This window comes from Pseudomonas sp. KH_021, assembly GCF_057838865.1.
The window spans coordinates 5425965-5441149 of record NZ_CM174477.1; the positions used below are offsets into that span (position 1 = coordinate 5425965).

The following is a 15185-nucleotide window of genomic DNA, read 5'->3' on the forward strand; positions in this document are numbered from 1 at the left end:
CCTCGTCGGACGAATAACCGGGCCCACCCGGAGAAATGCCTGATGAGCGAGCTCTTTTACAACGCAGTGCCTAACGCCACACGCGTGGCGCCTCCCGTGCGCGAACCCCGTCAATATCCTCGTCAGAAACCGACCAGGGTGTATCTGTTCGGCACCTGCGTGGTTGACCTGTTTTATCCACAAGCGGGCATGGATGCGATCCACCTGCTCGAACGTGAAGGGATTCGTGTCGAGTACCCACAAGGGCAAAGCTGCTGCGGGCAACCGGCCTACACCAGCGGTTACACGGATCAGGCCCGGGAAGTGGCCAGGGCCCAGTTGGCATTGTTTGCCGAAGATTACCCGGTGGTCGTGCCGTCCGGCTCTTGTGCCGGCATGCTGCGCGAGCACTATGCCGATTTGTTCAAGGACGAGCCGGCCACGCTGAAAAAAGTCCAGGCACTGGCCGAGCGCACCTTTGAACTGGCGGAGTTTTTACTGAATGTGTGCCAGGTGCAGTTCAAGGACAGCGGCGAGCCGGTCAAGGTGGCGCTGCATACCTCCTGTTCAGCACGGCGGGAAATGAATACCCATCTGCACGGCCGTGCGCTGTTGGCGCAGCTGGGCAATGTTGAGCGGGTCGAACACAACCATGAGAGCGAATGCTGTGGCTTTGGTGGGACCTTCAGCGTCCGAATGCCGGATATTTCCGGCGCGATGGTCGCCGACAAGACCCGTGCACTGAAGGAGTCCGGTGCCCATCAAGTGATCAGCGCCGACTGCGGCTGCCTGATGAATATCAATGGCGCCTTTGAAAAACAGCAACAAGCGTTACGCGGCACGCACCTGGCAAGTTTTCTCTGGCAACGTACCGGGGGTGGACAATGAGCGCTCAAACGCTGATTCCCACGGTCCAGGTCGAAGAAGATTTCCGCACTCGAGCCCGTCACGCGCTGAGCGATGCGCAACTGCGAAACAATTTTCGCAGTGCCATGGACTCTCTGATGGCCAAGCGTGCCAATGCCTTCAGCGATGCGGGCGAACGCGAAGAACTACGCGCACTGGGTAACGCCATACGCGCACGTGCTTTATCCAAGCTGCCCGACCTGCTCGAGCAACTGGAACAGAACCTGACGCGCAACGGTGTGAATGTGCACTGGGCGCAAACGGTGGACGAGGCCAATGGCATCGTTCTTTCGATCATCCGTGCTCACGAGGCGCGGCAAGTGATCAAAGGCAAATCGATGGTCAGCGAAGAGATGGAAATGAACCATGTCCTCGAGGCCCAGGGCATTGAATGCCTGGAGTCGGACATGGGCGAGTTCATCGTCCAGCTGGACAACGAAAAGCCCTCTCACATTATTATGCCGGCGATCCACAAGAATGCCGGCCAGGTCGCATCCTTGTTCCACGACAAACTGGGCGTGGAGTACACCAAGGATGTCGACCAACTCATTCAGATCGGGCGCAAGGTTTTGCGCCAGAAGTTCTTTGAAGCGGACATCGGCGTATCCGGTGTCAACTTCGCCGTGGCTGAAACCGGCACCCTGCTGCTGGTGGAAAACGAAGGCAACGGGCGAATGTCCACCACCGTGCCGCCGGTGCACATTGCTGTTACCGGCATCGAAAAGGTGGTCGAGAACCTGCGCGACACCGTGCCGCTGTTGTCGTTGCTGACCCGCTCGGCGCTGGGCATTCCGATCACCACTTACGTCAACATGATCTCCGGCCCGCGCAAGGCCCACGAGCTCGACGGCCCGGATGAAGTACACCTGGTGCTGCTCGACAATGGCCGCAGCCAGGCCTTTGCCGACAGCGAACTTCGCCAGACGCTCAATTGCATCCGCTGTGGCGCCTGCATGAACCACTGCCCGGTCTACACCCGCGTCGGAGGGCATACCTATGGCGAGGTCTACCCCGGCCCGATCGGCAAGATCATCACCCCCCATATGGTCGGCCTGGCCAAGGTTCCCGATCATCCCAGCGCCTCGTCGTTGTGCGGCGCCTGCGGCGAGGTCTGCCCGGTCAAAATCCCGATCCCGGCCCTGTTGCGACGCTTGCGCGAAGAGAACGTCAAGGCACCCGACAGCCCTCATCAGGTCATGCGCGGCCAAGGCAGCAAGTACTCGCCCAAGGAGCGCTTGATCTGGAACGCGTGGGCTTTGCTCAATCGCTCCCCCCTGCTTTACCGCGCCTTTGGCTTCTTCGCCACGCGCCTGCGCAACCTGACCCCAAGCAAGATCGGCCCCTGGACGCAAAACCACAGCGCGCCAAAGCCAGCCGCCCGCTCGTTGCATGAAATGGCCCGCGAACATTTGGCCCAGCAGGAGGCTCGTCGATGAGCAGCAAACAGAACATTCTCGCCAAGCTGCGCAAGAGCCTGGAAGGCACCACCCCAATAGCCGACAACTTCGACGAAGCCTTGGTAACGACCCCGTGGAGCTACGCCCCCGAGCAGCGCATCGGGCAACTGCGCAAGTTGATGGAAGCGGTGCATACCGAAATCCACATGACGTGCGGCCAAGACTGGCCTGCCCTGCTGGCGAAGCTGGTGAGCGATCGCCAGCTACCTGACCTGTTGATTGCGCCCAGCACTGAACATGGCCAGCGGGTTACTGAATACTGGCAGCAACACCCTGGCCTGCCAGCGCTTAAAGCCTATGACCGGCCGGTGGAGGAATGGAAAACCGAGCTGTTCAATGACACCTCTGCCAGCCTGACCAGCACCCTGGGTGCGATCGCTGCCACCGGTAGCCTGATCGTCTGGCCAACCCGAGAAGAACCCCGCCTGATGAGCCTGGTACCGCCGGTGCATTTCGCCCTGCTCAAGGCCAGCCAGATTCACGACAACCTTTATCAAGTCCAGCAACGCCAGCAATGGGCAGCCGGCATGCCCACCAATGCGCTGCTGATTTCAGGCCCGTCAAAAACGGCAGACATCGAACAAGTACTGGCCTACGGCGCTCACGGTCCCAAGGACCTCGTGGTGTTGATCCTGGAGGACCAATGAGCCTGCCTGCTGCTTTTTTGACTGAAGTACAACGGCTGATTCCTGGAGAGCGCCGCTTCGACGACCCCACCTCGACCCTGGCCTTCGGCACCGATGCCAGCTTCTACCGGCTCATCCCCAAGCTTGTGGTGCGCGTCGAGTCAGAGGATGAAGTGGTCGGGCTGCTCAGGCTGGCCCACCAGCAGCGGGTGCCGGTAACCTTCCGCGCGGCCGGCACCAGCCTGTCGGGCCAGGCCATCAGCGATTCAGTGCTGATCGTTTTGGGCGACCACTGGAACGGCCGGGAAATCCGCGGCCAGGGTACTCAGATCCGATTGCAACCGGGCGTGATCGGCGCTCAGGCCAATGCGTGGCTCGCCCCTTTTGGTCGCAAGATCGGACCAGACCCCGCCTCGATCAACGCCTGTAAAATCGGCGGAATAGTCGCCAACAATGCCAGCGGGATGTGCTGCGGGACCGCGCAGAATACCTATCACACGCTGGCCGGCATGCGCCTGGTGCTGGCCGATAGTACATGCCTGGACACAGAAGAGGCGGCCAGTGTGGCCGCCTTCCGAGACAGCCATGGGATGCTGCTTGAGGAACTGACCAGGCTGGGGCAAGCGACCCGTGCCAACACTGAATTGGCCAGCAAGATCCGGCACAAGTACCGACTGAAAAACACCACCGGGCTTTCACTCAACGCGCTGGTCGACTTCGACGACCCGATCCAGATGCTCATCCATCTGCTGGTCGGCTCGGAGGGCACGCTTGGCTTTATCAGTGCGGTCACCTACGACACGGTCGTTGATCATCCCCACAAGGCCTCGGCCCTGATTGTGTTTCCCGATGTGCAGACCTGCTGCAACGCGGTCACCGCCCTGAAAAGCCAGCCGGTGTCCGCCGTCGAACTGCTGGACCGTCGTAGCCTGCGCTCGGTTCAAGATAAACCTGGCATGCCAGCATTTGTTCAGCAGCTATCCGATGGCGCCTGCGCTCTGCTGATCGAGTCTCGTGCGGCTTCGCAGTCGCTACTGCACGAGCAACTGACGCACATCATGGATTCACTGACCCGCTTCCCCGTGGAGAAGCAGGTCGACTTCACCGAAGACCCGCGCGAAAACGCACGCCTCTGGGCCATTCGCAAAGACACCTTCCCCGCCGTCGGCGCAGTGCGCAAGACGGGCACCACGGTTATCATCGAAGATGTCACCTTCCCGGTCGAACAACTGGCCGCGGGCGTCAATCGGCTGATTGCGCTGTTCGACAAGCACCACTACGACGAAGCGATCCTGTTCGGCCATGCGCTGGAAGGCAACCTGCACTTCGTCTTCACCCAGGGCTTCAACAACCCCGAAGAAGTCAGCCGCTACCAAGCCTTCATGGACGACGTAGCGCAACTGGTGGCCGTAGAGTTCGGCGGCTCGCTCAAGGCCGAACACGGCACCGGCCGCAACATGGCACCTTTTGTAGAACTGGAATGGGGTGCTGACGCCTATCAACTGATGTGGCAGTTGAAACGCCTGCTCGACCCCACCGGCATCCTCAACCCGGATGTGGTGTTGAGTGATGACCCGCAGATCCATCTCAAGCACCTCAAACCCCTGCCTGCAGCCGACGACATCGTCGACAAATGTATCGAGTGCGGCTTTTGCGAGCCGGTCTGCCCCTCCAAGGGCCTGACTCTGAGCCCGCGCCAGCGCATCGTGATGTGGCGCGATATCCAGGCCAGAAAACGTCGCGGTGAAGACACCGCGGCGCTGGAGCAGGACTTCCAGTACCAGGGCATCGATACCTGCGCAGCCACCGGGCTGTGCGCTCAACGCTGCCCGGTGGGTATCAACACGGGTGAATTGGTGAAGAAACTGCGCGCACGCAGCGCCGACCATACCCGAACCGCCGACTGGCTAGCCGAGCATTTCAGCGGCGCCCTCACCGGTGCGCGCCTGACACTGCGAGCGGCCAACGGTGTGCGCAAGCTGCTGGGTGCTCCGCGCCTGGCCAGGATTTCTGCTTCGTTGAGCAAGGTGTCGAACGGGCGCCTCCCGCAATGGACGCCGGCCATGCCACAACCGGAGCACCCGATCCGCTTCAGCCCACAGGTAACGGATGCGCGACCCCGCGTGGTGTATCTGGCGGCTTGCGTATCGCGGGTCATGGGCCCGTCTGCGAGTGATAGTGAGCAAACCTCCCTGCTGGATAAAACCCGCGGCCTGCTGGAAAAGGCTGGTTATCAAGTGGTGTTCCCGGACCATCAGCACAACCTCTGCTGCGGGCAGCCCTTTGCCTCCAAGGGCTATGCCGAACAAGCCGAGCTCAAACGCCAGGAGCTGATCGCCGCCCTCCTGCACGCCAGCCGTGGTGGCCTCGACCCGATCTACTGCGACACCAGCCCTTGCACCTTGCGACTGGTTCAAGACCTTGGCGACACCCGCCTGGACCTTTACGACCCGGTGCGATTCATCAGGACCCATTTGATGGACAAGCTGGTATTCACCCCGCAAGAAGCGCCGATTGCGGTTCACGTCACCTGCAGTACCCAACACCTTGGTGAAAGCCAGGCACTGATCGATCTGGCCCGTCGTTGCAGCAAAGAGGTGGTCGTACCCGAGGGCATTCATTGTTGCGGCTTTGCCGGCGACAAGGGCTTCACGACGCCAGAGCTCAATGCTCATTCGCTACGCACGCTCAAGAGCGCCGTGCAGTATTGCGATGAAGGGATCTCCACCAGCCGCACCTGCGAGATTGGTTTGTCGAATCATGGCGGCATCGACTATCACGGGCTGGTGTACCTCGTTGATCGGGTGACCCGGCCTCGGGCGCTGTAACGGCGGCATGGCAAATTACTGTTAGGCGTAGAACCCTTGTCATCCAGCGCAGTCCATCAAGATAAGTCCCAACACCTTGGGACCAACTTGCCCCGCCGAGTGTGTTTACGACGACGGGGTTACTTTCTGCAAAGGAGAGTCACATGATGCGTACCGCGATTTCTGGCTTGTTCATGGCTTGTGTGTTGTTGGCTTCCCCAGTGTTTGCCGCAGAGGACAACTGCGATGCCAAACTGCAAACCCTCAACGATGGTATTTCGCAGAACCCGCGAGTCGGCGCAGCAAAAACCGCAGAGCTCAAAGCACATCAAATGGAAGCCCAATCAGCCAAGGCCAAGGGCGACACCAGCACCTGCGTGATCGAGGCCGAAAAAGGCATTCGGATACTGCTCGACCATCAGAAAAGCAGGGGCTGATGCGCGCTTCAGATTGATGACCTGTAGCCGCTGCCGATAGGCTGCGATGCGGCCCGCCAGGGGCGCCAGATTTCTATATCCTGCGCCCGCTTCGCGGTCGATCGCAGCCTAACGGCAGCGGCTACAGCATTTTCAATCTGAAAAAAATCGAACCCTCACCTTGGCCGCGCAGTCCACCCTACAGGCCCTGGATAAACCAGGCCGGTGTCCAACCTTGGCAATGCCATGTCTACTTCCAGGAGTTATCCTATGAAGCGTCTGACGTTGACCGGTGTGTTCGCTGCCGCCGTATTGCTGGCGTCCCCGACCTTTGCCGCCGAGGATCTGTGTGCGGCCAACCTGACCAAAATCGATAACCAGATGGCCACGGCGGGCGCCAGCGCCAATGCCGATCCGATGTACAAAACGGTTGAGGAGGATAAAGCCAAGGCGATGTCCGCCCAGGCTTCCGGCGACACCAAGACGTGCATCGCCCTGACCACCAAAATCCTTGATGACATTGAAAAATCCACCAAGGGCGATGGCAACGGCGCAGGGCAGTAGCCCGATTCGACTTCGATTGCGAATCGGCATATACTCGACACCTGACCGCCAAAACGGTCAGGCTAGAGCAGAAAATGGGGCCGATTTGGATTCGACGCCGGTAACGAAACTCTAGGTGCATGCCGAGTTGGTAACAGAACTCGTAAATCCACTGTTGCAACTTTCTATAGTTGCCAATGACGAAACCTTCGAGGGTTACGCTCTCGCTGCGTAAGCAGCCGAGCCCGCCCTTCTGGTAGCTTCGGCTCCAGCAATCACTAGGGGATGCCTGTAAACCCGAAGTGATTGTCATACAGAACAGGATCGCCGTGCAGTACGTTGTGGACGAATCGGCTAAAACTTACACAACTCGCCCAAAGCACCCTGCCCCTCGGGCCGCTGCGGGTTAACTTAATAGAGAAGGCTACGCATGTAGTACCGACAGCGGAGTACTGGCGGACGGGGGTTCAAATCCCCCCGGCTCCACCAAATCCTCAAAAAAAGACGTCCACGGACGTCTTTTTTTGTGTCTGGAATTCGGTGAAATAGTGCGTTGGACGAAGCACACATCCAGCGCGCCTCCACGCTGATGGATGACTACCTCGCCGAGATTCAGCGCCTGACCGAACAGGAGCCGGTCAATAGCCGCCAGCTGAGCTATGCCGACTCACAAGCGCTCAAGGATTTGTTTGCCGGCGGCCACTTCGCCACGGCCAAAGCCCATGGCGATCGCTGGCGAGCGTTCGTGCGCTTGAGTCGATCAGAGGACGGCCCCGGTTACAACGATGCGCGCCAGATCAATAGACAGACGCTACAAGACTATGCCGCGTATCTGCGTCATCAGATCCAGCAAGGTGAACTCTGCATCGCCACCGCGCAGAACCGCCTGAGCAGCGTCAACCGCACCCTCGCTGCGCTGCGCGGTGATCAGGACGTGAGGATCGCCAGTCCGAGTCAGGCGTTAGGACAGAAGCGCTCGAGCGTACGCACCCGCGCGCCGGATGGCCAAGACCACCAACAGGTGCGGCGAGTACTCGAGGCGCTGGGCGAACAGCAACACGTGCGGGTGGCCGCGATTGTCCTGTTGGCCCGCGCAACCGGTATGCGCCTGCGCGAAGCAATCCTGGCTGACCTGCCACGCTTGCACCGCGAAGCCGAACACTTCGGCCGCATCAACATCCAGGACGGTACCAAAGGCGGCCGCTCAGGGGCATCAGCGCAGCGATGGGTCGTGGCAAATGAAGCGGTGAAGGCGGCGCTACAATTGGCTCGTCATGCGTCGCCGCCCTGCAGCCGCAACTTGCTGGCACGAGACGAAAGATACGTCGCGTTCCTGCAACAGACCGTGCTCCCCGCCCGCGAAACGCTGCATGAACAAGGACTGAAGGGTTTCCATGAACTGCGAGCGGCCTACGCCTGCGAACGTTACGAGCAGCTCACGGGCCACGCCGCACCGGTCAATGGTGGTTACTGCTATCGCATTGACCGTGAACTGGATCGACAGGCGCGGCAACAAATCAGCGTTGAACTCGGCATAACCGGATCGATGTGGTGTCGGCCTACATTGGAGGTCGAGCGTGACCAAGCCCTTCGATATGGCGCTGTTTCTGAGCGGCGTACTGACCGGCTCGAAGGCCACGCAACAACGCCACCTACGGCAAGCCCGAATCATGCAAGCGGCCATTCAACAGCGATGGCAGCGCGATAATCCCTGGACCTGGCAGTTCAAGCATGTGCACTGGTTTCTCACTCAGCACCTGAAAGGCCACTCCGACGCCACCCGGTATTACTATCGACTCACTGCTCTGAAAGTCTGGAAGCGATTAGGGCACGACCGGAAGTTGCTGATGGGTCGCTCGACTAGTCGTGGGTAGACAAGCAATCACTGCGTCCCAAACTTGGGACGCAGTTCAAGTCGCAGCGCTGCTGGTCTCAGAGAAGCTAACCAGTATTTCGACTTAGTTCTCCAGCGCACGAACTCGATTTTTTCGTTGCTGTTCCACTGATTGATCAGACTTCTGCAAGGTGAAGTCGAAGTCGATTTCGGCAAAACGACCGGACACACCATGGGCCGCCGCACGCTGCTGATCGTCGCTGAAGGTGATCTTGGCGATCAGTTCGTCACGGGTGGCATAGGCGAAATCGTCGTGCAGGTATTGATCGCCATCGAGATTGATCTGAGTGGTCAGGTGACGATGAGCCGGTGCTGAAATGAAGAAGTGCACGTGCGCCGGACGCTGGCCATGACGACCCAGTTGATCGAGCAGTTGCTGGGTCGGACCGTCCGGCGGGCAGCCATAACCCGACGGCACGATGCTGCGGAAACGGTAACGGCCTTCGGCATCGGTAATGATGCGGCGGCGCAGGTTGAATTCCGACTGAGTGGTATCGAAGTACGAGTAAGTGCCGCCGGTATTGGCGTGCCAGACATCCACCACGGCGCCGGCCAGCGGTTCACCTGCTGTATTGAACACACGGCCCTGCATGAACAGCGCCACGCCCGGATCGACGCCATCATCGAGACGCGCTTCAAAGTTCGACAGTGGCGCACCCGCAACGTACAGCGGCCCTTCGATGGTCCGCGGCGTGCCGCCGGACTTGCCAGCTTGCTCGTCTTCGGCGTCCATCAGCAGGTCGAGGTAATGCTCCAGACCGAGCCCGGCCACCACTAGACCCGCCTCCTGGCGCGCGCCCAACACGTTGAGGTAATTTACGGCCTTCCAGAATTCTTCCGGGGTCACGGCCAGGTCTTCGATGATGCTCATCGAATCACGAAGGATCCGGTGGATCAGCGTCTTGACCCGTGGGTTACCGGCGTTATTGGAGAGTCCGCAGGCCTCTTCAAGAAACTTCTGGACACTAACAGTGTGGGCAATCTTGACGTTCATGATTAATCCTCATTTTGTTTTTATTAGCGCATTGATAGAGAACACTTGGCGATCATCCTCGTGAAGGGAGGATGGGTGACGTCACAGAGCCTTAACATTACCTAATGGGTATCGGGCCCCGCGCCGTCGAACGTCTTTAAAAACCTAAGAACTGATCAAAAAGGGATCGTCAGCTTCACCCGGTACGCATTACCTTCTGCGCGGTTGCGAACCTGAGTCTCTTGCTCCCACTTGGCTGTTAAAAACCAGCCCTTATCGCTCGTGTATTTCACAGTAGGGCCGATCGCTATCGCCCTCCCTTTATTGTCTTCGACACGATCACCGTCTTGCCGGTCGTCTGTGGTCTGGTAGAGTATGTAACCGCCCACACCGACCACCCAGCCATTACCCAAACCCCAACCTACTGCGTAATCTGCGTGCAGTTCCTGGCCGGAACGGTAGTCGGTAGCGTTATTGCGCAGGTTGAAGTCATACATGGTTTTCACATCGACGTTGAGCCCGTTCGGGTCGATGTAGGACACCGCCACCACCGGTTCAACCACCCAGTAATTGCGCCCGATATTGGCCAGATCACCGCGATCGTATTCACCTGATGGCGCAATAAAATCCAGGGCGACAATGCTGTGCAGCTTTTCGCTGTGATGAAAGCCGAGCGCCGGCCCGAAGATAATGTCCCCCAATCCCTGTTTACTCTGCGACTGGCCGTTGAGCTCAACCTTGAGGTCCACCAGCGGCACGATGGCGTGGAAGGCTAGGTTTCCACCCAGCACCTGCTGCTCGGTGACCCAGATCAATCGTGGGGCTATGGCGTTTGCCCGAACCCTGAAGTCCACCGGCACTTTCTCGCCATGGTTGCCGCGCAGGGAATCGGCCTCGTAATGACTTACAAAGAACTGCGAATACAAGCCCGGTGGTGGCATAGCGCCGGACATGTAGTTTTCCGCCCCCATCGGGTAAGACGATCCACCGCCTTCGGTGGCATGAACACCGGCACTGGCAGCCGCCAGCAGGCTCAATCCGGCACGGCACAGATGACTTGCACGCATGGCTCGCGATACAGCTTTCATAAGGTGATGACCTTTTATTGTTTTTATAATCAGCCGACACCCTGCTGACCATCGGGAGGTCAGCAGCGTCTGGCGCTGTGTTGCGGTTGAACTCAGATGCGTTTGAACAGCGCCGACCGTGTGGTCTCAGTGGCGCCATCGGCGGCGCTATAGAAACGCTCCATGAAGATGTCGCGTTCGAACAGCCGCCCTTGCATCAGGCAAGTAATCGCCGAATCGATCATCACTGGCGGGCCACACAAGTAGGCTTTGCGGCTGCTGAAGCGACCGTCGAAATGCTGCTTCGCGGCGTCATGCACGTAGCCTTTGAAGCCAGTCCACTCGGTGTCCTCTACCGCTTGGCTGAGCGCGGGCACGTAGGTGAAGTTGACGTGGTCCCGCGCCAACGCCTCGAACAACTCGTGGTTGTAGAGTTCGGCCAGGTTGCGCGCGCCCTGGAACAACACGATCTGACGCGTATCGCCCACCTCCAGCAGGTCGAGAATCATCGATTGCGGGCTCGATAGCCCCGAGCCTCCAGCAATAAAAATCAGGTCGCCGCTTTGCGAAGTGCGCACGAAAAACTGCCCGTACGGCCCGGACAAATCCACTGCGTCACCGACCTTCAAGTCATCGTGAATCTTGCCAGTGGCCAGGCCGCCATCAACACGCCGCACGTGCAGTTCAACTTCATCGGCGCGACTCGGTGGATTGGCCAGCGAGAATGCCCGCGTGCCTTCAACCCCAGGCAGTTGCAGGTTAATGTATTGACCGGCCTGGAACGCCATTGGCCGATCAAGCTTGAGGTGTACGCCCTTGATGGTCGGCGACAGGTCCACCAGCGCGCTGACCACGGCGCGGTAGTCCTCGACGGGATGCCCGAGGAAATCTGGGTCTGCATCGATATCCGCCTCGATCACCATGTCGCTCTGCGGGATCGCACAGCACGCCAATACCTTGCCTTCATCGCGTTCCATATCCATCAAGGCAAAAGACGATGCCGCACCCAGGTCAGCTTCGCCTTCCAGCACCTGGACTTTACAGGTGGCGCAGGTGCCATGCCCGCAGGCAAATGGCAGCCAGACACCCTGGCGCAACGCTGCCTGGAGAATGGTCTGCCCCTCTTCCACTTCGATCTGCTCGCCAGTGGGTTCGATGGTTACTTGGTAGCTCATCGCCGTGTCCTCAGTTGAAGCTGCCGGCAATGCCGTTCAAGCCAGGTGTATTGAGGTGCAACAGGCTTTTGTGGTCGATGCCGTTGTCAATTAGGCTCAACCCGTTGTCCGGGGTGAACGGGAGATCGTTCAGGCGCCACAGCGCCTGGCTGAAATCGACCCGCTCAGCATCCGGGTGCGGGGAAATCGAGGGCTTGACTACCAGCTCGATAAAGTCGGCGAAGGGCATCGCCGGTGGCAGCGGAAAGGTAAACGGGGCGCAGAACATCAGGTGTTTTTCCCAGCACAGGTACACCAGTTGCAGTCCATGGAAATTTTCCTGGCGATCCAGGGGTTGGGCCTCATAGGCACCGATGGAAGTCACGGGCATGATCTTGTCCTTCTTGTAATGTGGTTTTTGAAGCGGACCCGCAGGCCCACTTCGTCGCACGCCTCAGGCGTCAACCGGTCTTGAGCAGGTCCGGGTCAACGGGCGTCGCGGGCGCACTGTTACGATCGTTTGGGTGCCAGTCTTGCCAGCGTCGGTGCTCGGTGGAGCCCAGGTATTCGAAGTTGTCCTGACCGGGGTTAATGTTGTAGTAATCGCGCACCACCGACTCGACATCACCACCACCACAATTGCCCTGCAAAATCTGGTGCACGGGGAGCCAGGCTTGGATGTACTTGGTAGGCTCGTATTCGAAAATGTCGCAGCAGCCCTGGGAGCAAAAGTGATAACGCTCGCCTTCGTGCTCGGCACTGCGATGGCTGAGGGTGGTTTGGTCATCTGGCTCGCCGAACGACAGCGGGATCTGGCAGATTTGGCACAGCATCGGCAGGGTCGGGTTGTAGAAACGCTCACCCTTCTCTTGCAGCGCACGCCAGTGTTCAAAGCGTGGGCGATAGATCTTGTCGAAGGTGTCCGGGTACTTTTCCGAGAGCCAGTCGAGTTCTTCGTCGGTCGGCATCCAGGTGTGGAAGTTGGTAGCCTGACTGTATTGGTAGAAGATCGACCAGGCCTGGTGGCTGACGTGATCCTTGGCGATATTGGCCTCTTCGACATGCTTGGGCGGACGGATCCCGTAGCGCTCCAGGTCCTTGAACAGCGCACCACCTGCCTCTTCGAAATACACACCCCAGGCCTCGGACCAAGACATGACTTTGTTGGGCAGCATGTAGTCCATCATCATGCCGACCAGCGTCAGCAGGCGGTAACCGCGCCAGAACCACTTGTCGATCCAGCGCTGGATAATTGGCACGTTGTCCTCATGTTGCTCCAGCAGAAACTTGATCACCTCAAGGCCCAGGGTCATGTGCCGGGCTTCGTCGGACTGCGCGGAAAAACCGAAGGTGACCGTGGCCATGTCGCCGTTGAACGCCGCACCGGACATAAACGGAACAAACAGCAAGTTGGTCAGCACGTACTCGAACGAAAACGAGATCGCCGTGAGGAACTCGAACGGACCCGCTGTGCGTGCATCTTCGAAGAACGATTTTGGCACCGATAGGAACCACACGCGGTCGTGCATGTGGGCAAAATCATGCAGGCCGTTGAAGTGCTTGTTGTAGTGACTCATCGCGTGAATTTGGGTCTGCACGTGGCGCAGTTCGTCGATGGCCTGCATCTGGCACGCGATGCGCGCACCGGCGCCGCTGAATTGCCGACCGACCCGGGCGAAGCCTTGATAGGCCTGGTATTCCAGTGGCGTGACGCCCGACAGGAACAGCTTCAATGCGTTGACGTAACGGGCATCCGACAGCGTGGTATGGCCATTGTTTTGCGAGAACGCATCGAAGATTGCGTAGAGCTTTTTCTCTTTTTCGGCCTGGTACTTCCAGTAGGTGTCCATGGTCAGGCGGAACGGATCTTCCCACTTGTCCCAATCGGTAATCTTGATCCCTTCAAATCGCTCATGCGGGTAGATGTCCTCGTGGGTCTGGTAGCTCGGCTCCCAGTCCAAGTCACGGGTCATGCAGCGATATTTTTCTTTGGCATTAAGGCGTTTTTTCACGGCCATGATGGCGCTCCCGAATTCTTGTTATGGATCAAACGCGGCTGGCGGTTGGTGATCAGCTGTTCCAGTACAGGGAGAAGCTGTCGTCCTCTTCCATAACGTTGCCGCCCAAGGTGATCACGTACATCAGCATTTCCTGGATATCCCACGAGCTGCCGGTCAATTGCTCGACGGTTTCGCGACGAATATCCAGTCGGCCCTTGGCCTCGATGCGGATCATCGACGGTTGATGCTGGATCTCGGCATGTGGGTTGTCCTGGACAATCGCGTCGACAATCGAGCGGGCGTAGTCGGTGTCTTGTAAGTTCATGTAAACGAGGGAAGTCATTCGCTGGCTCCTGTCAGGCCGATTTTCTTTAGGCGTGCGCTGAACTCGGCGCAGACGGCATCCAGAGCGGACGCGTCGAGACTCATCGCAGCTAGGGGCTGAAGTGCCTCGACGGAACGGGCACTCCAATGATCGATCCAGCCTTGCACCAGCGACTTGTTGGCGGGGCTTTCGTTGATCACGGTTTTGAGCAGCGCATCGACCCAGCGCTGGCTTTCGGCGAACCACAGGCGCATGAACTCGGTCAGCATGCCGACCTGGCCGGCACCGTTGGCCGACAATTGCTCGTCGAGTTTGTGGAACAGCAGCGGGTACAACAGGCCATCGCTGACCAGGTTTTGCGCCACGGTCAGTTCGAACCAGTCACGAACCACCAGTGTGTCTTCGACATAGCGACGCAGGCCCTGCCACGCCGGGTCGTTTAGCCACTGTTGTTTGGCCTGGGCCAGCAACTGGACATCTCCGTCATCAAGCATCAAACCGATACGTGACAGGTACTGCGCTATACCTAACCGGTCCATGGCCTGGAACATGTGCATTTGCGTGACGCTGGTGCCGAAGCCGTCGGCGGCAATGTTGCTGTTATTCATGTTGGCACCCATCTCGGCGTGCCGCAGCGGCAACAACAGCTTGCTGATCAGTTGGACGTTCCGGGTGGACAGGCTGGCGAGCATGTCGCGTTTTTCGCAGAACGCGTAATCGTGCTCGGCGTTTTCCTGCATCTTGGCCCGAGCCTGAACGTAGGCGCCGTAGTAGTACTGGCGCGGGTCAGTGACCGCGTACCAGTCGGCCATCACCACCGCGGTGCGGGTGGCGTCATTGAGCAATTTGTCTGGCTGCCACAGCGGCCGGTAATGGAAATTGGTCGCGGATTCTAGATCGAAACTCGCTTCCTGGTAGCGGCTGGCGACTTTGTCGCCAAACCGGCGACGCGTGTGGCTGAAAGTGTTGCGGATTGTCTCGACGGTGGTCGTCTTGATCTCGACGCTCATGGAGTGGACTCCTGTAGTTATTGTTGGG

14 protein-coding genes, 1 other RNA gene and 1 pseudogene are annotated in these 15185 nt (G+C 59.0%); 9 read left to right on the plus strand and 7 right to left on the minus strand.

The genetic code is table 11. The features are described 5' to 3' along the window. Positions 1-42: 42 nt before the first annotated feature. From AC3IX4_RS25080 to AC3IX4_RS25120, 9 genes and pseudogenes are all read left to right on the plus strand, one after another. Positions 43-867 carry a (Fe-S)-binding protein gene (locus AC3IX4_RS25080; RefSeq protein WP_489258022.1) on the plus strand — a complete coding sequence of 275 codons (825 nt, stop codon included), beginning with the start codon at positions 43-45 and terminating at the stop codon, positions 865-867. Beyond that, positions 864-2321 (plus strand): LutB/LldF family L-lactate oxidation iron-sulfur protein, encoded by a 1458-nt coding sequence (locus AC3IX4_RS25085; protein ID WP_489258023.1) that lies wholly within the window; start codon positions 864-866, stop codon positions 2319-2321. The genes AC3IX4_RS25080 and AC3IX4_RS25085 overlap by 4 nt, the downstream gene beginning before the upstream one ends. After that, positions 2318-2989 carry a LutC/YkgG family protein gene (locus AC3IX4_RS25090; protein WP_489258024.1) on the plus strand — a complete coding sequence of 224 codons (672 nt, stop codon included), beginning with the start codon at positions 2318-2320 and terminating at the stop codon, positions 2987-2989. Before AC3IX4_RS25085 ends, AC3IX4_RS25090 begins: the two co-directional genes overlap by 4 nt. After that, positions 2986-5796, plus strand: a complete 2811-nt coding sequence (locus AC3IX4_RS25095) for an FAD-binding and (Fe-S)-binding domain-containing protein (protein WP_489258025.1) — start codon at positions 2986-2988, stop codon at positions 5794-5796. The genes AC3IX4_RS25090 and AC3IX4_RS25095 overlap by 4 nt, the downstream gene beginning before the upstream one ends. 143 nt (positions 5797-5939) lie before the next feature. Continuing rightward, positions 5940-6212, plus strand: coding sequence for a hypothetical protein (locus AC3IX4_RS25100; protein WP_489258026.1), 273 nt, complete (start codon positions 5940-5942; stop codon positions 6210-6212). 249 nt (positions 6213-6461) lie between these two features. Next, on the plus strand, positions 6462-6755 hold the full coding sequence (locus AC3IX4_RS25105) for a hypothetical protein (RefSeq protein WP_489258027.1): 294 nt from the start codon (positions 6462-6464) through the stop codon (positions 6753-6755). A gap of 76 nt (positions 6756-6831) precedes the next feature. Continuing rightward, positions 6832-7223: a transfer-messenger RNA gene (gene ssrA / locus AC3IX4_RS25110) on the plus strand. A gap of 163 nt (positions 7224-7386) precedes the next feature. Beyond that, positions 7387-8315, plus strand: a pseudogene (locus tag AC3IX4_RS25115) (integrase domain-containing protein). After that, positions 8312-8608 carry a hypothetical protein gene (locus AC3IX4_RS25120; protein WP_489258028.1) on the plus strand — a complete coding sequence of 99 codons (297 nt, stop codon included), beginning with the start codon at positions 8312-8314 and terminating at the stop codon, positions 8606-8608. Before AC3IX4_RS25115 ends, AC3IX4_RS25120 begins: the two are co-directional and overlap by 4 nt. Positions 8609-8692: 84 nt before the next feature. Here AC3IX4_RS25120 and catA read toward each other — a convergent pair whose 3' ends face one another. The 7 genes from catA to AC3IX4_RS25155 form a co-directional block, all read right to left on the minus strand. Beyond that, positions 8693-9622 carry a catechol 1,2-dioxygenase gene (gene catA / locus AC3IX4_RS25125; RefSeq protein ID WP_489258029.1) on the minus strand — a complete coding sequence of 310 codons (930 nt, stop codon included), beginning with the start codon at positions 9620-9622 and terminating at the stop codon, positions 8693-8695. A 155-nt stretch (positions 9623-9777) separates the two neighbouring features. Beyond that, entirely contained in the window at positions 9778-10689 is a 912-nt protein-coding gene (locus tag AC3IX4_RS25130) for a SphA family protein (RefSeq protein ID WP_489258030.1), read from the minus strand. 92 nt (positions 10690-10781) lie between these two features. Then, a complete protein-coding gene (locus AC3IX4_RS25135; RefSeq protein WP_489258031.1) occupies positions 10782-11843 on the minus strand; it encodes an NADH:ubiquinone reductase (Na(+)-transporting) subunit F in 1062 nt (353 codons plus the stop codon). Positions 11844-11853: 10 nt separating this feature from the next. Further along, positions 11854-12213, minus strand: a complete 360-nt coding sequence (locus AC3IX4_RS25140) for a phenol hydroxylase subunit P4 (RefSeq protein ID WP_489258032.1) — start codon at positions 12211-12213, stop codon at positions 11854-11856. 70 nt (positions 12214-12283) lie between these two features. Next, entirely contained in the window at positions 12284-13840 is a 1557-nt protein-coding gene (locus AC3IX4_RS25145; RefSeq protein ID WP_489258033.1) for an aromatic/alkene/methane monooxygenase hydroxylase/oxygenase subunit alpha, read from the minus strand. A 52-nt stretch (positions 13841-13892) separates the two neighbouring features. Continuing rightward, entirely contained in the window at positions 13893-14165 is a 273-nt protein-coding gene (locus AC3IX4_RS25150; protein ID WP_489258034.1) for an MmoB/DmpM family protein, read from the minus strand. Continuing rightward, positions 14162-15157, minus strand: a complete 996-nt coding sequence (locus tag AC3IX4_RS25155; protein ID WP_489258035.1) for an aromatic/alkene monooxygenase hydroxylase subunit beta — start codon at positions 15155-15157, stop codon at positions 14162-14164. Before AC3IX4_RS25155 ends, AC3IX4_RS25150 begins: the two co-directional genes overlap by 4 nt. Positions 15158-15185: the final 28 nt, after the last annotated feature.